A 22,926-nucleotide genomic window follows, 5' to 3' on the forward strand; every position below is an offset into this window, starting at 1 on the left:
GATGGGATGTACAAAAATCTAGGCCGCGTATCATAGCCAATTTCGGTAAAACTGTACCAGCGCCGTGGCAAGATCGGCCTGCAAGGCCTGTTCCAGAGACCAGGATTGGGCGTGCCGCTGCAGTTCCGTCCAGTGTTTGCGGGCCGCGAGCCAGTGCTGTCCGATGGGGAGTCCGGCGCTCCATGCCCGCCATAGACCGCTTGTCGCCTCAGCCGCAGCCGACGAAAGGCCTTGGGTGTAGAGCGCCAGGAACGCGTCGAGCTTGTCCAGGTGGATGTCTTCTTCCTGCTGGTAAATGTGCCACAGCATCGGCCGCCCCGCCCACTGCGCCCGGACGAACGAGTCCTCCCCGCGCACCGCATTGAAATCGCAGCACCAGAGCAAGCGGTCGTATTGATCCTGACGCACGAACGGGATGACCTGCACGGTCAGCGACCCACGCACCTGCAAGGCGCCCGCCGTCAGCGCGTCCACCCCGAGCCAGCGGGCGACGTCGCCCAGGATCCGGCCCTCCGGCACCAGCAAGTGGGTCGGCCGGGCATCGGCGGCCAGCACATCGAGCCAACTGGCCAGGCCGGCGTTCTCATAGGCGAACAGTGAAATGAGCTCTGAGCCGGGCGCCGGATCAATCCCCAGTTCCTGCAGGAATGTTCGCTGGGCTGCGGGATCTTGCTGAAACGCCTCACGCCGTTCGATCAGCCCCTGCTCACGCAACAGCCCACCGGTGCCTGGCTGGAACCCCGGAAAGAAGAAAAACTTCTGCACCGACCGGTACTTCACCGACGGCAGTCCGTGGCACCCGACCACCCAGTCTTCGGCGCTGAGGTAGTCGAGGTTCATCCACAGCGGCGGTTGTTCCCGTTCGGCCATGGCATCCATGTACGGGCCAGGCAACTGACAGGCGAACGCCGCGATGACCACATCGGCCGCCTCCGCCCCGACCCACGCCTGCGGCCAGTGCAGCACCTCGACCCCCTGCTGCCGCTGCTGCGCGAGGCTTGGGTCGATTTCCGGGCAGAGACGCTCGAACGCCCGCAGGTCATCGACCCACAGGCGCACCGCCACGCCGTGCTCGGCCACCAGTTGCCGGGCCAGGCGCCAGGTCACGCCGATGTCGCCGTAGTTGTCGACCACGGTGCAAAAGATGTCCCAGCGGGTGTTCGTTGCCGCCATCAGAAGCTCCCGTTGGCAAAAGCGCCGATTGTCCGCGCAAACGAGCCCTCGGAGAAGAGCCGACGCCGACGAATCTTCGTGCGACAATCGGTGCTCGCCCGCTCTCGTCCGCCAGGAGGCTGTCATGCCCTACCGTCCCGCCCCGCGTCGCCCTTTGCCCGTTCAGCTTAGTGCGCTGCAATTGACCGGCAGCATCGCCCTCGGCCTGTGGCTGGGTTTTCTTGCCATCGCCCTGACCTGGTGGCTCGCCTCCCGGCTCTTCAGCCATCAGCTGGCCCCGGTGACCGAGGCGGTTCAGCAAATGGGCAAGCCGCCGGCCGTCGCCCAGCCGCAGCCGCAACCGGAGCCGCAGAACCGGATGTTCGAGCAGTACGAAGAGAACCTGCGCAAGAACGAACAGCAAGTGCGCCTGGATCAGGCCCGCAACAGCACCCGCAACCTGTCCAATCCCAAATGCCAGTTCTGGCTGCAGCAGGATCAGACGGCCCCGAGCGAAAAGAGCCGCGCCAACGTGCTGCAGTTCTGCGATTGACCATGAACAAACACACCGTCCACCAACTGATCCTCGACAAGCTGCGCAGCGACCTCGACATCGCCGAGCGCGCGGCGCAAACCGCTTACGAGGCCGCGACCCACGAAGAGAACATCGCCGAGAACAAGTACGACACCCTTGGGCTGGAGGCGTCGTACCTGGCCGCCGGGCAGGCCAGGCGCGTCGAGGAAATCCGCCAGTCGCTGGCGCTGTGCCAGAACCTGATCCTGCGCGCCTACGACGACAGCCGGGGCATCGAGGTGGGTGCGCTGCTCGGCCTCGAGGACGAACGCGGGCGCGAGCAATGGCTGTTCCTGGCGCCGGATGCGGCAGGCCTGAAGGTCGATGTGGTGGGTCAGCCAGTCACCGTCATCAGCCCGCGCTCGCCGCTGGGCAAAGGTCTGCTGGGCAGGTTCGAAGGCGATGAGGTGGAGGTGCTGGTGGCGGGCACCCGGCAACAGTTCGCTGTCACCGAGGTGCTCTAGAAGGGAGACGCTTACTTAATGGACGGGCAGTTCGACGCCGTCGAACAGCTCTTCCAGTTCCTGCTTGTTGTGGCACTGGATGGCCTTGGCCATCACTTCGCGGGTCAGGTGCGGCGCGAATTTTTCGATGAAGTCGCACATGAAGCCGCGCAGGAAGGTGCCGCGGCGGAAACCGATCTTGGTCACGCTGGACTCGAACAGTTCGCTGGCGTCGAGCACCACCAGGTCTTTGTCGAGCGTGGTGTCGACGGCCATTTTCGCCACGATGCCCACGCCCAAACCCAGGCGCACGTAGGTCTTGATCACGTCGGCGTCGGCGGCGGTGAACACCACTTTCGGCGTCAGGCCGCGGTGGCTGAAGGCTTCGTCGAGCTTGGAGCGGCCGGTGAAACCGAACACGTAGGTCACGATCGGGTATTCGGCCAGCGCCTCGAGGGTCAGCTTCGGCAGCTTGGTCAGCGGGTGGCCCTGGGGCACGACCACGCAACGGTTCCAGCGGTAGCACGGCATCATCACCAGATCGCCGAACAGCTCCAGCGCTTCGGTGGCGATGGCGAAGTCCACGGTGCCGTCGGCGGCCATTTCGGCGATCTGCATCGGCGAACCCTGGTGCATGTGCAGCGCCACGTCCGGGTATTGCTTGATGAAATTGCTGATCACCGGCGGCAGCGCATAACGGGCCTGGGTGTGGGTGGTGGCGATCGACAGGGTGCCTTTCTTCTCGTTGGAGAATTCCTGGGCGATCTGCTTGATGCTCTCGACCTTGCGCAGGATCTCGCCGGCGGTGGTGATGATGCGTTCGCCGGCCGGGGTGACGCGGGTCAGGTGCTTGCCGCTGCGGGCGAACACTTCGACGCCGAGTTCGTCTTCCAGCAGTCGGATCTGTTTACTGATGCCCGGTTGCGAGGTGTAGAGGCTTTGGGCGGTAGCGGAAACGTTGAGGTCGTGGTGCGCCACTTCCCAGATGTAGCGCAATTGTTGAAGCTTCATATGAATCCCTCAAAGCAGGTAGACGCCACGGGCATCAGCGACGATATATAACTATATGAATGGTTTGAAGAATAAATCTAGAACTATTTCATCAAAACGCCATTATTCCGCTTCAGCGATCCTCCCGACGCCGACGCTCCACCAGCGGCACCAGATAAACCGGCACCTTGGACAATTGCAGCACCCGGGCCGCCGTGCGCCCCAACGGCGTTTCCGCCCCCACCCCGTGGCTGTGACTTCCTACGATCAGCAAATCGACCGAGAGTTTCTGCACCTGTTCGAGAATCACCTGGGACGGATCCCCTTGCAGCACCCGCACGGCCCGGATCCGCTGCAGGTCTTGCTCCCCTTCGTCCCCAAGCTCTTCGCGGAAACTGTCGAGCACCCGCTGCTCGATGTTGGCGATGACCGTCTTCAGCCCTTGGCTGTGGAATTCGTTCAGCGCCTGCTCGTCGAGATAGCTCTGCAGCACCGATTCGGCGAACAGCCCCATGGGTTCCACCGCGTGCACCACATACAGGTCGGCGTCGAACGTCCGCGCCAGCGCCAAGGCGTGCTGCATCACTAACGGTGCGTACAGACCGAGGTCAGTGGCATACAGCATCGCACGAATCATGTGACCTCCCAGCGTGCCGACATGGCGGAGATTTGATTCAGCTTAGCAGTGCCTTGGCGACAGCGGCGGGCGGTGCAACGTCTTGTGCCACGCGGGCTTCAGAGCGAAGGTTCGTTGCTCACGCCATGGGGCACGTGACCGGTGGCGACCACTTCCCGCGCCAGTTCGCAGTGCCCGGCCTGGTCGTCGAAGAACACGTCGGCGGCAAACGCTTCGAGGAACGCCGCCTTGGTCAGACCGCCGAGGAACAGCGACTCGTCCAGGCGGATGTCCCACTCGCGCAGGGTGCGGATCACCCGCTCGTGGGCCGGCGCCGAACGGGCCGTCACCAGCGCGGTGCGGATCGGGCAATCGTCCTCCGGGAACTCACGCTGCAGCACGTTGAGCGCCGCCAGAAACCCCTTGAACGGCCCTCCGCGCAGCGGCTCGCGCGCCGACTCGCGCTCCTTGGCCTGAAACGCCTCCAGCCCTCCGGACTGATAGATGCGCTCCGACTCGTCGGAAAACAGCACCGCGTCACCGTCGAAGGCGATGCGCAGTTCGTCGCTGGCCGCACGGCCGGCGCCGCCGGACAGGATGGTCGCCGCGGCGAACCCTGCGTCCAGCGCAGCCCGCACGTCCTCGGCGTGGGTGGAGAGAAACAGGTCGCAGCCGAACGCCTTCAGGTACGGATAAGGGCTGCGCCCGCCGACGAACGCGGCCCGGGAAATCGCCAGGCCGTAATGGCCGATCGAGTTGAACACCCGAAGGCCGGTGTCGGCGCTGTTGCGCGACACCAGGATCACCTCGACCCGCGCCCGCCCGAGACGGGCGTTGAGGCTCAGCAGCTTTTCGACCAGCGGGAAGGCATCGCCCGGCGCGAGGATCTCGTCCTCATGCTCGATCTGGTATTGCCGGTAGGCTTCGACGCCGCTCGACTCATAGACCTTGTGGCTTTCGCTCAGGTCGAACAGGGCGCGGGACGAAATCGCCAGCACCAGTTTGTCATCGATGTTCTTTGCCATGCCTTCCCTCGCCGTGCATGAAAAACGCTCTCACCTGTTGCGTCGGTCGATGAACCCCAAGGTTCGGTGCAACGCCTCGATCCGCGGCAGCTCGCACCCCGCCGCCTTGGCCGCCGCCAATGGCCGGGCGTAGATCGCCTCCAGTTCCAGCGGCCGCTTGTGCAGGAAATCATGATGCATGCTCGGCCAATAGTCCGGCATTTTCTCGGTCATCATGAACAGATAGTCGGCATAGCCCGGCGGCATGTCATGGCCGCAGGCCTTGGCGCCCTGCACCACTTCGGCCATCAGCGCCTGGATCAGCGCGCGGCTGTCGGCGTCGGCCATCAATGGGGTGGTGCTCGCCCCCAGCAGCACGGACAGACCGTTGTAGGGAATGTTCCAGACCAGCTTCTGCCAGCGTGCCTGCTGCAGGTCGGGCATCGCCTGGGAGTCGATGCCGGCGGCGCGGAACAGCCCGGCGCCCTCCTCGACGATCGCCATCCGCGCCGCGCCGTCCGGCGCCGGGCCGCTGTGGTAGCCGACGTTCACCGCCCCCAGCGCCTGATGGGTGATCTGCCCCGGCCCCTCGCGGTGGACGCAGATCAGGCACAGGCCGCCGAGCAGGTGCAGCGAATCGGGCAGCAACGCCCGCAGGCTGTCCTCGACGTCCAGGCCGTTCTGCAGCAACAGCACCTTGGCGCCGGGCTTCGCCGCCCGCACGATCGCCGGCGCCAGGTCGGCGGTGCCGGTGGTCTTGGCCCCGACCAGCAGCCAGTCGCACGGCGGCATGTCGTCGGCTTTTGCGTAGGCCTGCACCGGGTCGAGCGTCAGCGCGCCGTGCACCGCACTGTCCACCCGCAAGCCGCGCTCGGCCACGGCGCTGAACTCGCTGCGCAACAGAAAGTGCACATCGAACCCGGCCCTCGCCAGCATCAATCCGTAGAACCCGCCGATCGCGCCGGTACCGATGATCCCCACCGCCGGCCTGTTGTTCACTGCCCCCGTCATGGCAACTCCTCTGCAATTCGCTCCAGCGCCCCGGCCACGGCGGCATTCAGCTCGCCGGCGCTCAGGCGCGTGTGCACAGCACCAAAGAACTCGCCGTCGCGCACCACAAACAGCGCCGGCAAATGAAAGACCTGATAACGCTCGACGAGCCCGCCGTTGTCGCCGGCGTCGATCCAGCACAAGCGATCGACCGCAAGCTTCAGCGTCGGCAGCGTCTGGCGGGCATACCGGCACGAGGCACAGCCCGCGCTGGTGAAGATCACCAGGGAAACGCCGCTCATCGCCAGCAGCCGTTGGTCGGCGTCGAAATCGGTCAGTTGCGATTCGACCACTATACTGGGGGAAACAATGTCAAATGGCCGACACAGGGAGTCTGTGCTCATGGGACGTTTCATTCCTCATCCGGACGATGTGCCCGTTGAACTGACGTTGCTCACACCTGAATGCATTTCGCGGCAACGGCTGAACACTATCAGCCTCGGCGGCATCGCTTGCAATTACCATCGTGCATGGCGCCACGGCACGGCGCTGCAGGTGCGCATGCCGACCCTCAACGCCGACATCTGCTATCCGGGCTACGTCGCCTGGTGCCTGCGGCGCAAGAAGGGCTATCTGGTGGGCATCGCCTTCACGGACGAACAGACGCTGTTCAGCGCGCGGATGGGCGAGCAAGTGTGCCAGATCGAACGCTACTGCCGCCTCAACGAGGCCCACGACGACCTGCAGGACATCCAGGCGCTGGCGCTGCAATGGGTCGCGCAGCACGCCGACGAGTTCTCCCACGACACCGTCCGCAAGGCCTTTGCCCACCCCGTTCTGGATTGAACGGCTTCCGGGGCCCCGTCGCCCCGGCGCGAAAGCCCCCCTGAACAGTTACTTTCCCATTGTCGAGCAGGCGCCTAACGCGCTAAGGTTCCGCTCCCCGACGCGCTCAATTCCGCTGTGCTCCGCCGCGCGGGGATCGCTGGCGGACGGCACCCGTGACCTGACGAGTAAACGATGGCTGATTTACCGATCAACGACCTTAACGTCGCCTCCAACGAGACCCTGATCACTCCCGATCAGCTCAAGCGCGATATCCCCCTGAGCGACGCTGCCCTGCGCACCGTCACCAAGGGTCGCGAAGTCATCCGCAACATCCTGGACGGCACCGACCACCGCCTGTTCGTCGTGATCGGCCCGTGCTCGATCCATGACGTCAAGGCCGCCCACGAATACGCCGAGCGCCTGAAGGTGCTGGCGGCGGAAGTCTCCGACACGCTGTACCTGGTCATGCGCGTGTACTTCGAGAAGCCACGCACCACCGTCGGCTGGAAAGGCCTGATCAACGACCCTTACCTGGACGACTCGTTCAAGATCCAGGACGGCCTGCACATCGGTCGCCAACTGCTGCTGGACCTGGCCGAGAAAGGCCTGCCGACCGCCACCGAAGCCCTCGACCCGATCTCCCCGCAGTACCTGCAGGACCTGATCAGCTGGTCGGCCATCGGCGCGCGCACCACCGAATCCCAGACCCACCGCGAAATGGCTTCCGGCCTGTCCTCGGCCGTCGGCTTCAAGAACGGCACCGACGGCGGCCTGACCGTGGCGATCAACGCCTTGCAGTCGGTCTCCAGCCCGCACCGTTTCCTGGGCATCAACCAGGAAGGCGGCGTGTCGATCGTCACCACCAAGGGCAACGCCTACGGTCACGTGGTGCTGCGCGGCGGCAACGGCAAGCCGAACTACGATTCGGTCAGCGTCGCACTGTGCGAACAGGCGCTGACCAAGGCGAAGATCAAGCCGAACATCATGGTCGACTGCAGCCACGCCAACTCCAACAAGGATCCGGCGCTGCAACCGCTGGTGATGGAGAACGTCGCCAACCAGATCCTGGAAGGCAACCAGTCGATCATCGGCCTGATGGTCGAAAGCCACCTGAACTGGGGTTGCCAGGCGATCCCGAAAGACCTCGCCGACCTGCAGTACGGCGTGTCGATCACCGACGCCTGCATCGACTGGACCGCCACCGAAAACACCCTGCGCAGCATGCACGCCAAACTCAAGGACGTGCTGCCCAAGCGTCAGCGCACCTGACAGCTTTATCGCGGGCATAAAAAAACGCCGGGCTGAGCCCGGCGTTTTTTTATGGATGACGTTCAGATCTTGGCGGTGCGCTTCTGATGGCGCTCCATGTAGCGCTCGACGTAGGAGCACGAAGGAATCACCGTGTAGCCCATTTCGTCGGCGTACTGCAGCGCCCGTTCGGTCAGTGCCGCCGCGATGCCTCGGCCACGCAAGGCGTTGGGCACGAAGGTGCGGTAGATGTCCAGGGTCTGTTTCCCCAGATCCATATAGGTCAGGTAGGCACGATGACCGTCCACATTGGTCTCGAACTGATGACCAGCCTGGTCATGGTGGATGGACAACGCCTCGCTCATCACTACTCCTCGCGGGTCTTTGAATATGACCCCTACCTTACCGATGTTTTCCCGGCGAAGGAACATCTACGCCACCCCGTGCCTGATGGACACCGAGAAGAGCCGCACCGATCTCGCGCAACCTGGCACGTGACGAATAGTAGGCACCAATGGGCCAAATGCTCAAGGCACACTCGTCAACATGCACGCCGGCGACGGCGGCTCCGGTGGACGCCGGGCGCGGTGCGGGCGACGCTTGCCCCCGCTCCGCACGCCTGAACATTGCCGGATGTTGAGACGTAAGACGAGCCCCGTCTTTTTAAGTCACCTCTACACGGCCAAAGATAGGCGAAGCACCGCACAAAATCGCAATGAAAGTGTGGACGAATCCATATAGACGGACATTGGCCAACGACGGCAAAACAGCATTGCCTAACGGGAACTTTTTCTCATTGACTCGCTCATCACGGGGCTTACAGCTGGACATTTTTTATACAGACCAGTTAAAAGTTGCTCGAAAAAGAATCAGCGCCTACAATTTTTTTTGCTTCTTGCACTACGTCAGTTTACTTACTACAAGTAACGGGTAGTATGTACGCCGGCTATTTCCTCAATCGGAGGAGACAGCCACTTAATTGAAAGTCCTTGAAGGGGAACACGATGAACAACGTTCTGAAATTCTCTGCTCTGGCTCTGGCCGCAGTTCTGGCTACCGGTTGCAGCAGCGCATCGAAAGAAACCGAAGCACGTCTGACCGCTACTGAAGACGCAGCTGCTCGCGCCCAAGCTCGTGCAGACGAAGCTTACCGCAAAGCTGATGAAGCTCTGGCTGCTGCTCAAAAAGCACAACAGACTGCTGACGAAGCTAACGAGCGTGCTCTGCGCATGCTGGAAAAAGCTAGCCGCAAGTAATAGTCCTTCGGGATTGTTATCAAGCCGACCCATTTTTGGGTCGGCTTTTTTGTGCCCGCCGCTTTCTGCAGGCAACAAAAAACCCGCCGGCGCGTCACGCGCCGGCGGGTTTCGTCATCAGGGCTACTGCTGAAGGTCGATCGGGGCGCTGGAGACCATCGGCGCCGAGGTGTTCGGCACGGCAATCTCGACTGGCAGGCCGTCTTCGGCCGCCACCACGTCACGCACCACGTCCCAGTTCATGCGCAGGTTGTTGGTGATGTCCTCACGCTTGAGCATCGCGTTGATCACCGCCGTGTGCTTGTCGACCACCGACGGGTTGCCCTTGTCGTCCAGCGGCGTGTGCGCCTCGAGGTAGACCTTGCCGCCGCTGCGGCCGAACTTGTACGGGTCGTTGATAATCCGCACGGACGTGCCGACCGGCACCATGCCGGCCATTTCCAGCACGTTGTTGTTGAACATGCGGAAGCAGCCGTGGCTGGTGCGCATGCCGATGCCGAACTTCTTGTTCGAACCGTGGATCAGGTAGCCCGGTGTGCCGAGGGTGAACTTGAACGGGCCCAACGGGTTGTCGGGGCCTGCCGGCACCACGTTCGGCAGCGGATCGCCGTCGGCGGCGTGTTCGGCCTTGATCGAGGCCGGCGGCGTCCAGGTCGGGTTCGGCGTCTTGGCGGTGATGGTGGTATGGGCGATCGGCGATCCCCAGCCCTCGCGGCCGATGCCCAACGGGAAGGTGTACACCACGTTGCGGCCTTTCGGGTAGTAGTAGAGGCGGTACTCGGCCAGGTTGATGACGATGCCTTCGCGCGGGCCCGGCGGCAGGATGAAGCGGGTCGGCAGGATCACCTCGGTGCCGGCGCCCGGTAGCCAGGCGTCGATGCCCGGGTTGGCCGCGACCATTTCCGAGTAGCCCAGGTCGTAGGTGGTGCCCAGGTCGGCGAAGGTGTCCTCGTACTTGGCCTTGATCACCTGCACCTGGCCGATGATGTCCTCACCGGGCGGTGGCAGGGGAAATTCCAGTGCGGCAACGGGGCCAGCCGCGCACAGGGCGGCAAGAGACAGGCAGCGGGTGACGGCAGGAAGACGCGGCAACATCCGGAGAATCCTTCGCATGATCGACAAGGGTACAAGAGCGCGATTGTACACCGCGCCCGCGGAATACGGGGAGATGCTAGACCTGCGGCGGCCGGCGCGACCATGAAATCGCGTTCACGTGGACTTGCGCAGGTTTCGTCGCCGAGCGGGAGCCAGCGTCCTCGCCGCAGGCGACCTAGAGTTCGAAGCGCAGTTCGGGCCAGATCGGCGAGGTGCCGCGCTTCTGAGACTCCAGGATCGCCCGGCACAGGGAACACAGGCGCTGGTCCTGAAACACCCGGCGATCCACGCTCGACCAGCGCGGCTGCGCCGGCAACAGGCCGCCGCAGAGCGTCCGGTCCACCGAGCCGCCGAGTTCCAGCTGACGGGCCACCAGATGCACCCGCACTTCCTGGCAGGCGAACAGATCCAGCTGTTCGTCAGGCTCGATCAGTTGGTAGGCAAACAGGGACCAGGCAGGGCGCGGCATCGGGGGCTCCAATTAGGGGGGCGCCACATTAGCCGAAAGCCTGCCGCTAGAAAAGCCTCACAACAGCGGTTTCAGCGCCGGCCACACATTTTCCAGCAACCGCCCCTGGGCCCCGGCCGCCGGGTGCAGGCCGTCGGCCTGCATCAGGTCAGGATGCCCGCCCACCCCGTCGAGGAAGAACGGCACCAGCGGGATGCTTTTTTCCGCGGCCAGGTTGCCGTACACCTTTGCGAAGGCATCGGTGTAGCGCTTGCCGTAATTGGGCGGCAGTTGCATGCCGAGCAACAGCACCTTCGCACCGCTCTGACGGGCGCTGTCGATCATCGAAGCAAGATTTTGTTGCAATTGCGCCGGAGGCATTCCGCGCAGGCCGTCGTTGCCCCCGAGCTCAAGGATCACCAGATCCGGCTTGTGCTCCGAAAGCAGCGCCGGCAGGCGCGCCTGGCCACCTGCGCTGGTGTCGCCGCTGATGGAGGCGTTGATCACTTTATCGTCAAAACCCTCGTGCCTGAGGCGCTGCTCAAGCAACGACACCCACCCCGACCGGGTATCCAGCCCGAAAGCGGCGCTGATACTATCGCCGACGATCAGGACGGTGCCCGCCACGGCGTTCTGGGCCATGCACATCACGGCCAGGCCGGCACTCAAAAACCAAACACGCATCGGATTCTCCATGGGCGCAAGCATTCTCACCGCGAAGAACCTTAGCAAAGTGGTTTCCGGGGCGGAAGGCGAACTGACCATCCTGCACCCGCTCAGCCTGGAACTGGCCAAGGGCGACAGCCTGGCCATCGTCGGCGCGTCCGGCTCCGGCAAGTCCACCCTGCTCGGCCTGCTCGCCGGGCTCGACCTGCCCAGCAGCGGCGAAGTCACCCTCGCCGGCCAGGGCCTGAGCAACCTGGACGAAGACCAGCGCGCGCGCATCCGCGCCGAGCACGTGGGGTTCGTCTTTCAGTCGTTCCAACTGCTCGACAGCCTCAACGCCGTGGAGAACGTCATGCTGCCGCTGGAGCTTGACGGCCGCAAGGACGCCCGCAGCCGGGCCACCGAACTGCTGCAGCGGGTCGGCCTCGGCCAGCGCCTGACCCACTCGCCGCGCCAGCTCTCCGGCGGCGAACAACAGCGTGTGGCGATCGCCCGGGCCTTCGCCGCCGAGCCGGATGTGCTGTTCGCCGACGAACCCACCGGCAACCTCGACAGTCACACCGGCCAACGCATCAGCGACCTGCTGTTCGAACTGAACCAGGAGCGCGGCACCACCCTGGTGCTGGTGACCCACGACGAACGCCTGGCCCATCGCTGCCGGCGCCTGATCCGCCTTGAAGCCGGCGAACTGGTCGCCCCCCTGGAGCCTTGATGGCACACCTGCCGCTGCTGCGCCTGTTCAGCCTTGCCCTGCGTCAATTGCTGCGCGATGCCCGCGCAGGCGAACTGCGGGTACTGTTCTTCGCCTTGCTGGTGGCGGTGGCGGCCAGCACCGCCATCGGCTATTTCGGTGCGCGCCTCAACGGCGCGATGATGCTGCGCGCCACCGAGTTCCTCGGCGCGGATCTCGTGCTCGAAGGCAGCTCGCCGGCTCGCCCGGAACAGATCCGCAGCGGCGCCGAACTGCACCTGGACCACGCGCAAGCGGTGGAGTTCTCCAGCGTCATCGCCACCGACAACGGCATTCAACTGTCGAGCATCAAGGCCGTCGACCGCGCCTACCCCCTGCGGGGCGAACTGAAGAGCGCAGCCGCCCCTTTCGCTGCCGAAGAAGCGGGCGGCGAGCCGCTGCCCGGCGAGGCCTGGGTCGAGGCGCGCCTGCTGACGGCACTTGACTTGAAGATCGGCGACAGCATCGATGTCGGCCAAAAGACCCTGAAGCTGACCCGGGTGCTGACCTACGAGCCCGACCGCGCCGGCAATTTCTACAGCCTGACGCCGCGGGTGCTGATCAACCTCGAGGACCTGGCCGCCACCGGCGTGGTGCAGCCCGGCAGCCGGGTGAGCTACCGCGAACTGTGGCGCGGCCAGCCCCAGGCGCTGGAGACTTACCGGCAACTGATCAAACCCGGACTGGCCGCCAACCAGCGCATCCAGGACGCCCGCGACGGCAACCGGCAGATCGGCGGCGCGCTGGGCAAGGCCGAGCGCTACCTGAACATGGCCAGCCTGGTGGCGGTGCTGCTGGCGGGCGTCGCGGTGGCGCTGTCGGCGAACCGCTTCGCCAGCCGCCGCTTCGACGCCAGCGCCCTGCTGCGCTGCCTCGGCCTGTCGCGCCGGGAAACCCTGGTGCTGTTCAGCCTGCAGCTGCTGGTGCTTGGCCTGCTCGCCAGCCTCGGCGGCGCGTTGCTCGGCTGGCTGGCGCAGTTGGGCCTGTTCGCGTTGCTGCACGACCTGCTGCCGGCCGACGTGCCGGCGGGCACCTTGCTGCCGGCCCTGGCCGGGATCGGCACCGGGCTGGTGGCGCTGGCCGGTTTCGCCTTGCCGCCGCTCGCCGCGCTGGGCCGCGTGCCGCCGCTGCGGGTGCTGCGCCGGGACATGCTGCCGATCCCGTCGAGCGCCTGGATGGTCTACGGTGCGGCGCTGGGTGCGCTCGGCCTGATCATGTGGCGCCTGAGCCTGGATCTGCTCCTGACCTTCGCCCTGCTGGGTGGGGGCGTGGTCGCCGCCTTGGTGCTGGGCGGCCTGCTGCTGTCGCTGCTGCAGAGCCTGCGTCGACTGCTGGCCCGCGCACCGCTGCCGTGGCGCCTGGGGCTGGGCCAGTTGCTGCGCCATCCGCTGGCGGCCGCCGGCCAGGCGCTGGCCTTCGGCCTGATCCTGCTGTCCATGGCGCTGATTGCCTTGCTGCGCGGCGAACTGCTCGACACCTGGCAGAACCAGTTGCCGAAGAACGCACCCAACTACTTCGCCCTGAACATCCTGCCGGCGGACAAGCAAGCCTTCGCCGATCACCTGATCAACGTATCGGCCCAAGCGGCGCCCCTGTATCCGGTGGTGCCGGGGCGGCTGATCAGCATCAACGGCGAACCGGTGCAGCAGATCGTCAGCAAGGACTCGGCCGGCGACCGCGCCGTCCAGCGCGACCTGAGCCTGACCTGGGCCGCCGACCTGCCGGCGGGCAACCGGATCACCGCCGGCGCCTGGTGGAGCGGGCAGCCTGCGGACGGTGTCCCGGGCGTCTCGGTGGAGGGCAAGGTCGCCGAAAGCCTGAAGCTCAAGCTCGGCGACCTCATGGCGTTCAGCGTCGGCGGGGTCAACCGCGAGGCCAGGGTCACCAGCCTGCGGGAGATCAACTGGGACAACTTCCAGCCGAACTTCTTCATGATCTTCCAGCCCGGCACCTTGAAGGACCTGCCGGCGACCTACCTGACCAGCTTCTATCTGGCGCCCGGCCACGACCTGCAGATCGTCGAACTGTCGCGGGCCTTCCCGGCGGTGACCATCCTGCAGGTCGAAGCCCTGCTCGAACAGCTGCGCAGCATCCTCGCCCAGGTCACCCTGGCGGTGGAGTATGTGCTGTTGTTCGTGCTGGCCGCCGGGATGGCGGTGCTGTTTTCCGGGTTGCAGGCCACCCTGGACGAGCGCATCCGCCAGGGCGCGCTGCTGCGTGCGCTCGGTGCGCAGCGGCAGGTGCTGGTCAAGGCGCGGCGGATCGAGTTCGGCCTGCTCGGCGCGGTCAGCGGCCTGTTGGCGGCCATCGGTTCGGAGGTGGTGAGCCTGGTGCTGTACCGCTACGCCTTCGACCTGCCGTGGCACCCGCACCCCTGGCTGCTGGTGCTGCCGCTGATCGGCGCGGCGTTGATCGGCGCCGCCGGTGTGTTCGGCACGCGCAGGGCCCTCAACTCAAGCCCGCTGACAGTGCTGCGCGAGGGTTGATAGACTCCAGCCCTCTTCACCACAAGACATCGACATGAGCCGTTACCGCCCTCCCCGCACCGCCGGCACCGCCCTGATCACCCCCGAAGGCGAAGCGCGGATGCGCGCCGAATTCCATGAGCTGTGGCACGTGCGCCGCCCGCAGGTGACGCAGGCGGTGAGCGAAGCGGCAGCCCAGGGCGACCGCTCGGAAAACGCCGAGTACACCTACGGCAAAAAGATGCTGCGCGAAATCGACAGCCGGGTGCGGTTCCTGACAAAGCGCCTGGAGGCGCTGAAGGTCGTCAGCGAAAAGCCCAGCGACCCGAACAAGGTCTACTTCGGCGCCTGGGTCACCATCGAGGACGAAGACGGCAAGCAGTCGCGCTACCGCATCGTCGGGCCCGATGAACTGGACCTGAAGCTGGGCCTGATCAGCATCGACTCGCCCCTGGCCCGAGCCCTCGTCGGCAAGGCGCTGGACGCGGAAGTGCGGGTGCAGACGCCGACCGGCGAGCAGTTCGTGTACATCGTCGCCATCGAGTATCCCTGAAGGGGGCTCAACGTCGGGCGATCAGCCCTTGCCGTGCCACACGGGTCAGGTGCCGGATCATCTCCGGCGCCTCGTCGCGGCCCGGCGCCTGAATCACCGCCAGATCGAAACTGTCGTCGGCAAAACGCGCCAGCGACTCGCCGTCTTCGACAAACTGGATGAGGAACGCGGCAGGGCCGCCGCTGCGGCGTGGCCAGCCATCGAGGTAGCGCAGCAGCGTCGGCTGATGCTTGCCGCCAAGCAGGATCTTTGGATTGCGCTGGGTGATGTGTGCCGTGATCGGCGCGGGACGTGCTGGAGGGCGAAGTGCATTCATGTGTCGTGTCTCTGCCTCAAAAGTCTGCATGGCAGGTGAGAGGCAACACCGAACCAGCGCTTTAGCGGTATTTCGAAGCCGGACCGGCTTCTGACGGCGACTGGATGAGTCACCTGGCGCCCCGCAAGTAGCTGTTTAAATCGGCGCATGAGCGGCATCCTAGAGAACGCGGCTGTCGAGTGTCAAGAATCGGCCGCAACAAAAAAGGCCCGCGCAATGCGGGCCTTTTGCCGTGTTCCAGAGCGGTCAGCCGGCGATGGCGCGATCCACCGACAGTTTGCCGGCCCCTTCGATCAGGACCGCGATGCTGCCGCCGAGCAGAGCCAGGGCGAACTCGTAGCCGTTGTTGGCCATGAACAGGCCGTTGCCGATGTGCACGGTGAAGATCGCCACCAGCGACAGGAAGGTCAGGCCCAGCGCCGCCGGACGCACCAGCAGGCCGATGATCAGGGCCAGGCCGGCGAAGAACTCGGTGCCGCCGGCCAGCGTCGCCATCAGGTAGCCCGGCGTCAGGCCGATGCTTTCCATGTACTGTGCGGTGCCGGCCAGGCCGTAGCCGCCGAACAGGCCGAAGAGTTTCTGTGCGCCGTGGGCGGCGAAGATCACGCCGACGGCGATGCGCAGAACGGTCAGGCCGTAGCCGGCGCGGGTGAACAGTACTTTGTTGATCAGAGAGCTCATGTTTGCGTTCCTTAACTTCTTGGGGAAAGTGTGTGTGGTTGGCCGCTATATTAATCAGAAAAATTTATGTTAAAAGCGCAAAAATTCCGCCATAACAATCAATTTATTAGATCATTTGCGTGAGACGACTTTCTGTCCCGGGGGCTCCAGCGACTCGCGCTCCCGGTCGAACGCCAAGTAGTACTTGTTCACGCTATTAACATAGCTGACGGCCCCCATTCCCACCTGCTCCATGGCGATGCGCTCGACCTGGAAGAACCACTGGTTGGGGTTCAGGCCCCGTCGCCGCGCCTCGGCCCGCATACCCTGCACGCGCTCGGGGCCGATGTTGTAGGCGGCCAGGGTGAACGCCATGCGCTCGCGCTCGTTGAGCTTGGGGCTGTTGAAGAACTTGCGGCGGATCATCGCCAGGTACTTGGCCCCGGCCTGCACATTCCCATCGAGATTCTGGATATTGCCCACGCCGACCCGCTGCGCGGCCGACGGTGTGATCTGCATCAGACCGGTGGGCCCGCCGCCGCCCCGCGCGCCGGGTTGCAGCGCCGACTCCTTGAACGCCAGCGCCGCCAGGTTCAGCCAGTCCATGTTCTGCGCTTCGGCGTGCTTCTGCAGGGTCGGGCGCAGGCTTTCCAGGCGCTGGCGATCGGCCTTGGCCAAGGGATAGTGGACTTGATAGAGACGGCGGTAGATGCGCAGGAACGCTGCGTCTTCGTTGGCCGGCTTCTTGTAGCCGGTCAGGAATCGGTCGATGCTCGCCCGCAGCATCGACGCGTCGCGGCGCACGAACCAGTATTCCTCACCCGGTTCGCTGATCATCAACTGCTTGTCGAAACGCAGCTTGGGCAGGATCTTGCCCCAGCGCTCGGCGATGGGCTGCTCGACGATGGTCAGGTGGAAGATGCCGCCCTGCACCATTTCCAGCACATCCTCGACCGCCAGGGTCGGGTCGACCCATTCGATCTTGATCGGCGCCAGCTTGTGCAGCGCCAGTTTCTGGTTGAGCCGGTCGACCGCCTCCCCCGCCGCGCTGCCGGTGGGCAGGGCCAGGGTCTTGCCGGCCAGTTGCTCGACCTTGGTGTAGCGCCGCTCGCCCTTGATGCCCACCAGCACCAGCGGCACGTTGCTGGCGATCGGCTCGCTGCTGGCGACCGCGTGGCCGGGCTGCAGGTCCAGCAGTTCCCCCGGCGCCACCAGGTCGCCCTCGCCCCGCTGCAACGCGCCGAGCAATTGATCCTTGGCCTTGGGAATGATCTTGAGGCTGATCTCCTGACCGTCACGGGCGTGGCCGTTGAGGTACTGCTCGAAGGCGCGCAGGCGGTGATACTCGACGCCGATGGCCTGGCCCTGCACTTCGCCGGAGCTGTTGCGGCTCTGGTTGACCAGCACCCGCAGCACGCGGCTGCCGCGGATCTCGGCCAGGTCGCGCACCTTGGCGGCCGGCACGGCCTGCAACGGGCCGGGCAGGCGCGCGGCAGCCGTCATCGGCAGCAGCAACGATCCGCACAGCAGGAGCAACACCGAGGGACGAACCATCCACTCTCCGGAAAGAACAGGGCGCCTTCACCCGGAAACGAGCAAAGAACACCGACGAAAACAGAGCGCCTGAAGCGCTGGCAAAGTGCGAAAGACTGGCACAGCGATGGCATTGCTGCCAGCCCAACCTGTCCCGCGGCCTCAACAGACAGCCATAACGTGTTGTAGTTCTTGGCTTTTCTTATAAATCTACGGCTCTGATATGCTTTCCGGCCTTCGGCCCGAGGAAGCACCATGCAACTCATCGACATCGGCGTCAACCTGACCAACCCCAGTTTCGCCGACAAACACCAGGCCGTGCTCGACCGCGCCTACGCCGCCGGCGTCTGCCAACTGGTGCTGACCGGCACCAGCGTCGAGGGCAGCGAACAGGCGCTGGAACTGTGCCGGCAACTGGACGAGAGCGGACAACGGCTGTTCGCCACCGCCGGCATCCACCCGCACTCGGCGAGCGACTGGAACGCCGACAGCGCCAGACGCCTGCAAGCCCTGCTGAAGGAGCCGGGCGTGGTGGCCGTAGGCGAATGCGGGCTGGACTTCAACCGCGACTTTTCCCCGCGCCCGCAGCAGGAAAAGGTGCTCGAAGAGCATCTGGCCCTGGCCGCCGAGCTGCAATTGCCGGTGTTCCTCCACGAGCGGGACGCCAGCCAACGCCTGCTGGACATCCTGCGCGACTTCCGCGACCGCTTGCCCGCCGCCGTGGTGCATTGCTTCACCGGGGAGCAGAAGGCGCTGTTCGGCTACCTCGACCTGGATCTGCACATCGGCATCACCGGCTGGATCTGCGACGAACGCCGCGGCACCCACCTGCACCCGCTGGTGAAGGAGATCAAGCGCGGTCGCCTGATGCTCGAAAGCGATGCGCCGTACCTGCTGCCGCGCAGCCTGCGGCCCAAGCCCAAGAACGGGCGCAACGAACCGGCCTACCTCACCGAAGTGCTGCGCGAAGTCGCCCTGCACCGCGGCGAAACCGAGGCTGACCTGGCGGCCCACACCACCGCCTGCGCCCGGGCGTTCTACGGCCTGCCCACCCTGCCCTGACACCCCTGTAGGCGCCAGCCTGCCCCGGCGATCGCCCTTGACCCTGCCCCGCCGCCATCGCCAGCAGGCGGGTGCCTACAGCGCTCGAACAGCATCAGGCCTTGATGCACATCAAGATTCCGCGCCCACGATACCGGCACAATGCTGGCACCTTGCCAAAACTGTTTCCGCTATCAGAGAAGACCTCCATGGGTGCCTGGCTTAGCAATATCTCGCTGAAATACAAATTCTGGGCGGTCAACGCGGTCGCCTTCGTCACCACCCTGCTGCTGGTGCTGTACGCCGTGCAGTTGGAACAGCAGTCCCGCAGCCATGCTGCCCAGGCCTGCGCGCAGGCGCAGGCGCAATTGCTCAAGGCCTGGCCGGCCGGGCAAGCGCTGCCCAAGACCGATCAGGTGCTGACGTTCAAACGCGGCGAAGCCCCTCGCCTCAACGATCAACCGTTACTGGAGATCAGCGACGGCAACGGCTGGGTCGAGATCAACCATCTGCCGCTGTTCGGCGAAAACCCGCTGATGGGCGCCGAAGTGTTCGGCCGCCCCGATGGCCAGCAGGTCGCGGTCATCGCCTACGGCCCGAGCATGAGCCAGGTGTTCAGCGAGCGGTTCGCCAACTATGCGGTGGCGGTGTTCATCCTGATGCTGGCGATGCTCGGCGCTTCGCAACTGCTGATCCGCTTCCTGCTGAGCCAACTCAACACGCTGAAGGACGTGATGCTGCACGTCGAAAAGACCGGCGACTTGAGCGCCCGGGTGCCGCTGGCGTGCAAGGATGAGGTCGGCCAAATGGCCAACGCCTTCAACGCCATGCAGGCCGGCTACCAGCGGGTGGTGACCACGGTCGCCAACACCGCGCGGCAACTGGACGTCGGCGCGGCGCGCCTGGCGTCGAGCATGAACGAGGTGCGCCACGGCATGCTCGGCCAGCAGAGCGAAACCGACCAGGCCGCCACGGCCATCAATGAGATGACCGCCACCGTCCACCACATCGCCCAGCACGCCGGCGCCACCCGCGATCTGTCGCAGACCGCCGACGGCCTGGCCGGCAGCGGCCAGCAGGTGGTGAGCCGGGTGCAGCAGTCGATCGCCGGGCTGTCCAGCGGCGTGCAGCAGACCGCGGAAATGATCCAGCGCCTGGCCGAGGACAGCCAGAAGATCAACGGCGTGGTCAGCGTGATCCACAGCATCGCCGAACAGACCAACCTGCTGGCCCTCAACGCCGCCATCGAAGCGGCCCGGGCCGGCGAGATGGGGCGCGGGTTCTCGGTGGTCGCCGACGAGGTGCGCAACCTGGCCAAGCGCGTGCAGACCTCCACCGACGAGATCACCACCATGGTCTCGGCGCTGCAGGCCGGCACCCGCGATGCGGTGGACTTCATGCAGGAGAGTTCGTACAAGGCCGACGACTGCGTGCAGCAGGCCCAGGAAGCCGGCGAAGCGCTGGCGGAAATCACCGGCGCCGTGGCGCAGATGCGCGAGAGCAACACGCAGATCGCAGTGGCGGCGGAACAGCAGAGCCAGGTGGCCGAAGAGATGAACCGTGCGGTGGTGAGCATCCGCGACGTGACCGAAGACACCGTGCAGCAGACCGTGGATTCGGCGACCACCAGCAACGAGCTGGCGACCCTGGCCGGCGAACTCAGCAAGGCCATCGGGCAACTGAAGCTGTAGGGGAATCATCGCGAAGGCGTCAGTCCGGGCGACATCGAATCCGGCCATGACGCCTATCGCTTCAATAGCCAACCTTGATTCGCCGCCCTCCCGGCCCGGGCCTATCCTTCAGCCATGCACCGAACATGGCACAAGGAGCCGCAGACATGGGCAAACGTCACCCCAACCTTCCCGCCTGGCAATGGCGCGCGTACCCGCACAACCATCAGCACCCGACCAACCTGGTGCTGCACCTGATCGCCGTGCCGCTGTTCATCGTCGCGTTTCTGCTCATCGTGTCGGGGGTGTTCAGCCTGAGCCTGGCGAGCGTCGCCATCGGCGTGATCGGCATCGTGGCGGCGCTGGCCCTGCAGCGCCACGGCCACAGCCTGGAGGCGCAAGCGTCCGAGCCGTTCAGTGACCGCAAGGATGCCGTATCGCGCCTGTTGGTCGAGCAGTTCCTGACCTTCCCGCGCTTCTTCCTCAGCGGCGGCTGGTGGCGCGCCTGGCGTGAGCGCCACCGCCGGCATTGAGTCAGGCGAAGATCGTCACCGTCTGGCGGCTCATCGCAATCAATTCCCCTTTGGCGCTCCACAGCTTGGCCGCCACATGGCCGTAACCGTCGGCGGCGTACTCGATCTGGGCCAGGTACTTGCACCAGTCCAGCGTGGTCAAATCCCGCAGCGGCTGCACGAACTCCACCGTCCAGGTCAGGGTGCTGCCCGGCGCCGGCTTGCTCAGGAACGGCAGCAGCGCAGGCGGCCAGGCATCGACCAGCGCCAGCAGGTGCGATTCGTTGACCGGCTCTTCAGGGACATCGCCGCGCAAGCGCACCCAGCCGCCCATGTCGCGGGACTTGTTGCCGGTGAACGGCATGCCGCCCACGCTCCAGCGCATCGCCAGATGGCGCATGAACTCCGGCGTGACGCCTTTGATGTAGGGCAGTTCCTGGCAGTCGTCCCAGTGCTTCATCTGCGGCGCCGGCTGAGCGTCGACCGCCACTTCCGACGTGCGCGAGCCGCCGAAGCTGCCCTGCATCAGGGTCACCACCTGGCCGTTCTGCGTCGCGCGGCCCAGCACTTGGCTGACCGCCTTGCCCTCGCGCAGCACCTCGACCTCGAAGCTCACCGGCACTTCAGGCTCCACCGGACCGACAAAGGTGATCGCCAACGAGCGCACGGGACGCTCCACCGGCACCTCGGCGCGCATCACTTCATATTGCAGCGCCGCCACCAGGCCGCCGAAGCTGGCCCGGCCCTGCCCCCATTCGGCCGGAACCGACAGCTCCGGTTGACGGCGGACAGCATCGAGCAGATCGCAAAAGCGCATGGGAACCTCAGGTACGAAAGAGTCAAAGCCGGGATCTTAACCAGCCAAGCAGAGCGCCGCAGCGTCTATTCCGGTCAAATCGACTGACAGAAAGGCCGTACGGGGCTGCAGGGCTGGCTCCTGCAGGGGAACGTTCAGGACTTGAAGCAGGCTTCGCTGAGCTTGTCGAGGACACGGTCGGCCTTAACCTCGGCCTCGGCCATGGTCGCCTGCCAGGTCGGGACGCAGGGCAGCAGATCCGCTTCCTGCTCGGCCCTGGCCAGCCATTGCCAGCAATCGTGCCAGTCGCCCAAAGCGCCCTGCGCGGATTTCAGATGCTTCATCGCCGATGCGGGCAGGCGATCCAGCTCGGGGTAGGCCTCGATGCCGTAGCGCACGCGCTTGATCAACAGGCGCAGGCGATGGCGGTCGTGGGCCGGGTCGTGCAGCGCCTCGTCAAGGTTCTTCCACTGCTTGCGCAGGCGCTTGCCGATGCGCGTGTCCAGGCCCTTGAGCAAGCCTTGACGCTGGGAGGCGCGCAGGAAACGGGGAAAGGCGTCGAGGATCATCAGCAGCGACGCCAGCTCCGCACTCGCCGCCAGCGCCGGATACGCTTCGGCCATCTGCGCCAGGCGCCGATGGGCCGCCTCCGGCCGGCCATGCTTGAGCAAATAGGCCGCCAACACCTCGCGGTCACGCCATGGCGTGGTCAACTGCCCGACGGCGGCGGCCGCCCCTTCCAGTTGCTCGACACCCGGCAGCCCGCGCAACGGCCTCAACAGGCTGCGCAAGCGGCGCACGGTGGTGCGCAGGTCGTGCAGCGCCTCCGGGTCGGTACGCGCCGCCAGGCGTGCCTGACAAGCCAGCAGCCGCACTTCCAGACCCAGGACATGGGCCACCAACCGGTCAATCATGGGGATCACTCCGTAAACAGCGCCAAGTGGGAAGCCTCAAGCGACAAGCCGTACAAGCTTGCCGCTTGAAGCTTAGCGCTGATGGCCGCTTCTATCGCCCCGCACGGGACTCGCGAATGTAGAAACGCGCCTTCTCGGCTTTCTTGGTGCAGCCCTCGAACCCTTCGAACTGCTGCTGGGTCTTGGCGGCGGTCAGCAGCGACAGGGCCTTGGAATAGCTCACCGTCCCGGCGAACCCTTCGGCCTTGGCCAGGTCCAGCTCGTGCCACGCCGCGTCGAGCTGGCTGCCGCAGCTGTCGCGGTAGGCCGTCTTGCCCGCGCAGCCGGCCAACGCCAGCGCCATCAGGGGTACACAGATCCAGGCTTTCATCACTCACACCTCAGAGATAGGTCAACAGTCGTGCAGGTAAGACGGTTCGACGGCGC

Annotated in this window: 27 protein-coding genes; 11 read left to right on the top strand and 16 right to left on the bottom strand. The window is 65.2% G+C overall.

What is annotated here, in order from left to right; all coding sequences use genetic code 11:
• Positions 1-30: 30 nt before the first annotated feature.
• Positions 31-1,173 carry an elongation factor P maturation arginine rhamnosyltransferase EarP gene (gene earP, locus CAG33_RS21620; protein ID WP_085577982.1) on the bottom strand — a complete coding sequence of 381 codons (1,143 nt, stop codon included), beginning with the start codon at positions 1,171-1,173 and terminating at the stop codon, positions 31-33.
• Positions 1,174-1,297: 124 nt separating this feature from the next.
• Between earP and CAG33_RS21625 the strand changes: the two genes are divergently transcribed.
• Positions 1,298-1,705 carry a hypothetical protein gene (locus CAG33_RS21625; protein WP_085577983.1) on the top strand — a complete coding sequence of 136 codons (408 nt, stop codon included), beginning with the start codon at positions 1,298-1,300 and terminating at the stop codon, positions 1,703-1,705.
• A 2-nt stretch (positions 1,706-1,707) separates the two neighbouring features.
• A complete protein-coding gene (locus CAG33_RS21630; protein WP_085577984.1) occupies positions 1,708-2,190 on the top strand; it encodes a GreA/GreB family elongation factor in 483 nt (160 codons plus the stop codon).
• A gap of 15 nt (positions 2,191-2,205) precedes the next feature.
• Here CAG33_RS21630 and cysB read toward each other — a convergent pair whose 3' ends face one another.
• The 5 genes from cysB to CAG33_RS21655 all read right to left on the bottom strand — a co-directional run bounded on the left by cysB (position 2,206) and on the right by CAG33_RS21655 (position 6,173).
• Complete coding sequence (cysB, locus tag CAG33_RS21635) at positions 2,206-3,180, bottom strand: HTH-type transcriptional regulator CysB (RefSeq protein WP_085577985.1); 975 nt, start codon at positions 3,178-3,180, stop codon at positions 2,206-2,208.
• A 112-nt stretch (positions 3,181-3,292) separates the two neighbouring features.
• Positions 3,293-3,796 (bottom strand): universal stress protein, encoded by a 504-nt coding sequence (locus tag CAG33_RS21640; protein ID WP_085577986.1) that lies wholly within the window; start codon positions 3,794-3,796, stop codon positions 3,293-3,295.
• 98 nt (positions 3,797-3,894) lie between these two features.
• Positions 3,895-4,800, bottom strand: a complete 906-nt coding sequence (locus tag CAG33_RS21645) for a 5'-nucleotidase (protein WP_085577987.1) — start codon at positions 4,798-4,800, stop codon at positions 3,895-3,897.
• 30 nt (positions 4,801-4,830) lie between these two features.
• On the bottom strand, positions 4,831-5,790 hold the full coding sequence (locus CAG33_RS21650) for a putative 2-dehydropantoate 2-reductase (protein WP_085640476.1): 960 nt from the start codon (positions 5,788-5,790) through the stop codon (positions 4,831-4,833).
• Complete coding sequence (locus CAG33_RS21655) at positions 5,787-6,173, bottom strand: co-chaperone YbbN (protein WP_085577989.1); 387 nt, start codon at positions 6,171-6,173, stop codon at positions 5,787-5,789. Before CAG33_RS21655 ends, CAG33_RS21650 begins: the two co-directional genes overlap by 4 nt.
• Between CAG33_RS21655 and CAG33_RS21660 the strand changes: the two genes are divergently transcribed.
• Together CAG33_RS21660 and CAG33_RS21665 are read left to right on the top strand one after the other, a co-directional pair.
• Complete coding sequence (locus CAG33_RS21660) at positions 6,172-6,615, top strand: PilZ domain-containing protein (protein ID WP_085577990.1); 444 nt, start codon at positions 6,172-6,174, stop codon at positions 6,613-6,615. The two genes, CAG33_RS21655 and CAG33_RS21660, sit on opposite strands and share 2 nt — an antisense overlap.
• Before the next feature lie 174 nt (positions 6,616-6,789).
• Positions 6,790-7,866 (top strand): 3-deoxy-7-phosphoheptulonate synthase, encoded by a 1,077-nt coding sequence (locus CAG33_RS21665; RefSeq protein ID WP_085577991.1) that lies wholly within the window; start codon positions 6,790-6,792, stop codon positions 7,864-7,866.
• Between the two features lie 62 nt (positions 7,867-7,928).
• Here CAG33_RS21665 and CAG33_RS21670 read toward each other — a convergent pair whose 3' ends face one another.
• Positions 7,929-8,210, bottom strand: a complete 282-nt coding sequence (locus CAG33_RS21670) for a GNAT family N-acetyltransferase (RefSeq protein WP_085577992.1) — start codon at positions 8,208-8,210, stop codon at positions 7,929-7,931.
• A 639-nt stretch (positions 8,211-8,849) separates the two neighbouring features.
• On the opposite strand from CAG33_RS21670, the gene oprI reads away from it, so the two are divergent.
• On the top strand, positions 8,850-9,101 hold the full coding sequence (gene oprI, locus CAG33_RS21675) for an outer membrane lipoprotei OprI (RefSeq protein WP_011335311.1): 252 nt from the start codon (positions 8,850-8,852) through the stop codon (positions 9,099-9,101).
• Between the two features lie 123 nt (positions 9,102-9,224).
• On the opposite strand, the gene CAG33_RS21680 is transcribed toward oprI, so the two are convergent.
• The 3 genes from CAG33_RS21680 to CAG33_RS21690 form a co-directional block, all read right to left on the bottom strand.
• Positions 9,225-10,196: a L,D-transpeptidase family protein gene (locus tag CAG33_RS21680; RefSeq protein ID WP_085577993.1), complete on the bottom strand. Its 972-nt coding sequence runs from the start codon at positions 10,194-10,196 to the stop codon at positions 9,225-9,227.
• A gap of 175 nt (positions 10,197-10,371) precedes the next feature.
• A complete protein-coding gene (locus CAG33_RS21685) occupies positions 10,372-10,665 on the bottom strand; it encodes a hypothetical protein (protein WP_085577994.1) in 294 nt (97 codons plus the stop codon).
• Positions 10,666-10,722: 57 nt separating this feature from the next.
• Positions 10,723-11,328, bottom strand: a complete 606-nt coding sequence (locus CAG33_RS21690) for an arylesterase (RefSeq protein ID WP_085629812.1) — start codon at positions 11,326-11,328, stop codon at positions 10,723-10,725.
• Between the two features lie 10 nt (positions 11,329-11,338).
• On the opposite strand from CAG33_RS21690, the gene CAG33_RS21695 reads away from it, so the two are divergent.
• The 3 genes from CAG33_RS21695 to greB are packed head-to-tail and all read left to right on the top strand — an operon-like array spanning position 11,339 to position 15,058.
• Positions 11,339-12,022, top strand: a complete 684-nt coding sequence (locus CAG33_RS21695) for an ABC transporter ATP-binding protein (protein ID WP_085577996.1) — start codon at positions 11,339-11,341, stop codon at positions 12,020-12,022.
• Complete coding sequence (locus tag CAG33_RS21700; protein WP_085629810.1) at positions 12,022-14,526, top strand: ABC transporter permease; 2,505 nt, start codon at positions 12,022-12,024, stop codon at positions 14,524-14,526. Before CAG33_RS21695 ends, CAG33_RS21700 begins: the two co-directional genes overlap by 1 nt.
• 34 nt (positions 14,527-14,560) lie before the next feature.
• Positions 14,561-15,058, top strand: a complete 498-nt coding sequence (greB, locus tag CAG33_RS21705) for a transcription elongation factor GreB (RefSeq protein WP_085629808.1) — start codon at positions 14,561-14,563, stop codon at positions 15,056-15,058.
• A 7-nt stretch (positions 15,059-15,065) separates the two neighbouring features.
• Here greB and CAG33_RS21710 read toward each other — a convergent pair whose 3' ends face one another.
• The 3 genes from CAG33_RS21710 to CAG33_RS21720 all read right to left on the bottom strand — a co-directional run bounded on the left by CAG33_RS21710 (position 15,066) and on the right by CAG33_RS21720 (position 17,588).
• Positions 15,066-15,374: a hypothetical protein gene (locus CAG33_RS21710; protein WP_085629806.1), complete on the bottom strand. Its 309-nt coding sequence runs from the start codon at positions 15,372-15,374 to the stop codon at positions 15,066-15,068.
• A 246-nt stretch (positions 15,375-15,620) separates the two neighbouring features.
• Positions 15,621-16,055 carry a DoxX family protein gene (locus CAG33_RS21715; protein WP_085578000.1) on the bottom strand — a complete coding sequence of 145 codons (435 nt, stop codon included), beginning with the start codon at positions 16,053-16,055 and terminating at the stop codon, positions 15,621-15,623.
• 111 nt (positions 16,056-16,166) lie between these two features.
• On the bottom strand, positions 16,167-17,588 hold the full coding sequence (locus tag CAG33_RS21720; RefSeq protein WP_085640478.1) for a transglycosylase SLT domain-containing protein: 1,422 nt from the start codon (positions 17,586-17,588) through the stop codon (positions 16,167-16,169).
• 234 nt (positions 17,589-17,822) lie between these two features.
• Here CAG33_RS21720 and CAG33_RS21725 point away from each other — a divergent pair, with 234 nt between their 5' ends.
• The 3 genes from CAG33_RS21725 to CAG33_RS21735 all read left to right on the top strand — a co-directional run bounded on the left by CAG33_RS21725 (position 17,823) and on the right by CAG33_RS21735 (position 20,811).
• The gene (locus CAG33_RS21725; RefSeq protein WP_085629804.1) at positions 17,823-18,629 is read left to right on the top strand and encodes a TatD family hydrolase; all 807 of its coding nucleotides are present in this window, start codon (positions 17,823-17,825) and stop codon (positions 18,627-18,629) included.
• A gap of 188 nt (positions 18,630-18,817) precedes the next feature.
• Positions 18,818-20,299, top strand: a complete 1,482-nt coding sequence (locus CAG33_RS21730; RefSeq protein ID WP_085640480.1) for a methyl-accepting chemotaxis protein — start codon at positions 18,818-18,820, stop codon at positions 20,297-20,299.
• A 146-nt stretch (positions 20,300-20,445) separates the two neighbouring features.
• Positions 20,446-20,811 carry a terminase gene (locus CAG33_RS21735; RefSeq protein ID WP_085578004.1) on the top strand — a complete coding sequence of 122 codons (366 nt, stop codon included), beginning with the start codon at positions 20,446-20,448 and terminating at the stop codon, positions 20,809-20,811.
• A 1-nt stretch (position 20,812) separates the two neighbouring features.
• On the opposite strand, the gene CAG33_RS21740 is transcribed toward CAG33_RS21735, so the two are convergent.
• From CAG33_RS21740 to CAG33_RS21750, 3 genes are all read right to left on the bottom strand, one after another.
• Complete coding sequence (locus CAG33_RS21740) at positions 20,813-21,607, bottom strand: acyl-CoA thioesterase II (protein ID WP_085640482.1); 795 nt, start codon at positions 21,605-21,607, stop codon at positions 20,813-20,815.
• 134 nt (positions 21,608-21,741) lie between these two features.
• The gene (locus CAG33_RS21745; protein WP_085640484.1) at positions 21,742-22,500 is read right to left on the bottom strand and encodes a CHAD domain-containing protein; all 759 of its coding nucleotides are present in this window, start codon (positions 22,498-22,500) and stop codon (positions 21,742-21,744) included.
• 91 nt (positions 22,501-22,591) lie between these two features.
• Complete coding sequence (locus CAG33_RS21750; protein WP_007950948.1) at positions 22,592-22,870, bottom strand: hypothetical protein; 279 nt, start codon at positions 22,868-22,870, stop codon at positions 22,592-22,594.
• Positions 22,871-22,926: the final 56 nt, after the last annotated feature.

Origin of the sequence: Pseudomonas sp. B3(2017) (genome assembly GCF_002113595.1) — a bacterium.
GTDB classification, from domain to species: Bacteria; Pseudomonadota; Gammaproteobacteria; order Pseudomonadales; family Pseudomonadaceae; genus Aquipseudomonas; species Aquipseudomonas ekonensis.

What these genes read in the sequence shown, in the direction of transcription:
- earP (WP_085577982.1), bottom strand. Translation starts at nt 1,173, where the DNA reads ATGGCGGCAACGAACACCCGCTGGGACATCTTTTGCACCGTGGTCGAC.
- CAG33_RS21625 (WP_085577983.1), top strand. Translation starts at nt 1,298, where the DNA reads ATGCCCTACCGTCCCGCCCCGCGTCGCCCTTTGCCCGTTCAGCTTAGT.
- CAG33_RS21630 (WP_085577984.1), top strand. Translation starts at nt 1,708, where the DNA reads ATGAACAAACACACCGTCCACCAACTGATCCTCGACAAGCTGCGCAGC.
- cysB (WP_085577985.1), bottom strand. Translation starts at nt 3,180, where the DNA reads ATGAAGCTTCAACAATTGCGCTACATCTGGGAAGTGGCGCACCACGAC.
- CAG33_RS21640 (WP_085577986.1), bottom strand. Translation starts at nt 3,796, where the DNA reads ATGATTCGTGCGATGCTGTATGCCACTGACCTCGGTCTGTACGCACCG.
- CAG33_RS21645 (WP_085577987.1), bottom strand. Translation starts at nt 4,800, where the DNA reads ATGGCAAAGAACATCGATGACAAACTGGTGCTGGCGATTTCGTCCCGC.
- CAG33_RS21650 (WP_085640476.1), bottom strand. Translation starts at nt 5,790, where the DNA reads ATGACGGGGGCAGTGAACAACAGGCCGGCGGTGGGGATCATCGGTACC.
- CAG33_RS21660 (WP_085577990.1), top strand. Translation starts at nt 6,172, where the DNA reads ATGGGACGTTTCATTCCTCATCCGGACGATGTGCCCGTTGAACTGACG.
- CAG33_RS21655 (WP_085577989.1), bottom strand. Translation starts at nt 6,173, where the DNA reads ATGAGCACAGACTCCCTGTGTCGGCCATTTGACATTGTTTCCCCCAGT.
- CAG33_RS21665 (WP_085577991.1), top strand. Translation starts at nt 6,790, where the DNA reads ATGGCTGATTTACCGATCAACGACCTTAACGTCGCCTCCAACGAGACC.
- CAG33_RS21670 (WP_085577992.1), bottom strand. Translation starts at nt 8,210, where the DNA reads ATGAGCGAGGCGTTGTCCATCCACCATGACCAGGCTGGTCATCAGTTC.
- oprI (WP_011335311.1), top strand. Translation starts at nt 8,850, where the DNA reads ATGAACAACGTTCTGAAATTCTCTGCTCTGGCTCTGGCCGCAGTTCTG.
- CAG33_RS21680 (WP_085577993.1), bottom strand. Translation starts at nt 10,196, where the DNA reads ATGTTGCCGCGTCTTCCTGCCGTCACCCGCTGCCTGTCTCTTGCCGCC.
- CAG33_RS21685 (WP_085577994.1), bottom strand. Translation starts at nt 10,665, where the DNA reads ATGCCGCGCCCTGCCTGGTCCCTGTTTGCCTACCAACTGATCGAGCCT.
- CAG33_RS21690 (WP_085629812.1), bottom strand. Translation starts at nt 11,328, where the DNA reads ATGCGTGTTTGGTTTTTGAGTGCCGGCCTGGCCGTGATGTGCATGGCC.
- CAG33_RS21695 (WP_085577996.1), top strand. Translation starts at nt 11,339, where the DNA reads ATGGGCGCAAGCATTCTCACCGCGAAGAACCTTAGCAAAGTGGTTTCC.
- CAG33_RS21700 (WP_085629810.1), top strand. Translation starts at nt 12,022, where the DNA reads ATGGCACACCTGCCGCTGCTGCGCCTGTTCAGCCTTGCCCTGCGTCAA.
- greB (WP_085629808.1), top strand. Translation starts at nt 14,561, where the DNA reads ATGAGCCGTTACCGCCCTCCCCGCACCGCCGGCACCGCCCTGATCACC.
- CAG33_RS21710 (WP_085629806.1), bottom strand. Translation starts at nt 15,374, where the DNA reads ATGAATGCACTTCGCCCTCCAGCACGTCCCGCGCCGATCACGGCACAC.
- CAG33_RS21715 (WP_085578000.1), bottom strand. Translation starts at nt 16,055, where the DNA reads ATGAGCTCTCTGATCAACAAAGTACTGTTCACCCGCGCCGGCTACGGC.
- CAG33_RS21720 (WP_085640478.1), bottom strand. Translation starts at nt 17,588, where the DNA reads ATGGTTCGTCCCTCGGTGTTGCTCCTGCTGTGCGGATCGTTGCTGCTG.
- CAG33_RS21725 (WP_085629804.1), top strand. Translation starts at nt 17,823, where the DNA reads ATGCAACTCATCGACATCGGCGTCAACCTGACCAACCCCAGTTTCGCC.
- CAG33_RS21730 (WP_085640480.1), top strand. Translation starts at nt 18,818, where the DNA reads ATGGGTGCCTGGCTTAGCAATATCTCGCTGAAATACAAATTCTGGGCG.
- CAG33_RS21735 (WP_085578004.1), top strand. Translation starts at nt 20,446, where the DNA reads ATGGGCAAACGTCACCCCAACCTTCCCGCCTGGCAATGGCGCGCGTAC.
- CAG33_RS21740 (WP_085640482.1), bottom strand. Translation starts at nt 21,607, where the DNA reads ATGCGCTTTTGCGATCTGCTCGATGCTGTCCGCCGTCAACCGGAGCTG.
- CAG33_RS21745 (WP_085640484.1), bottom strand. Translation starts at nt 22,500, where the DNA reads ATGATTGACCGGTTGGTGGCCCATGTCCTGGGTCTGGAAGTGCGGCTG.
- CAG33_RS21750 (WP_007950948.1), bottom strand. Translation starts at nt 22,870, where the DNA reads ATGAAAGCCTGGATCTGTGTACCCCTGATGGCGCTGGCGTTGGCCGGC.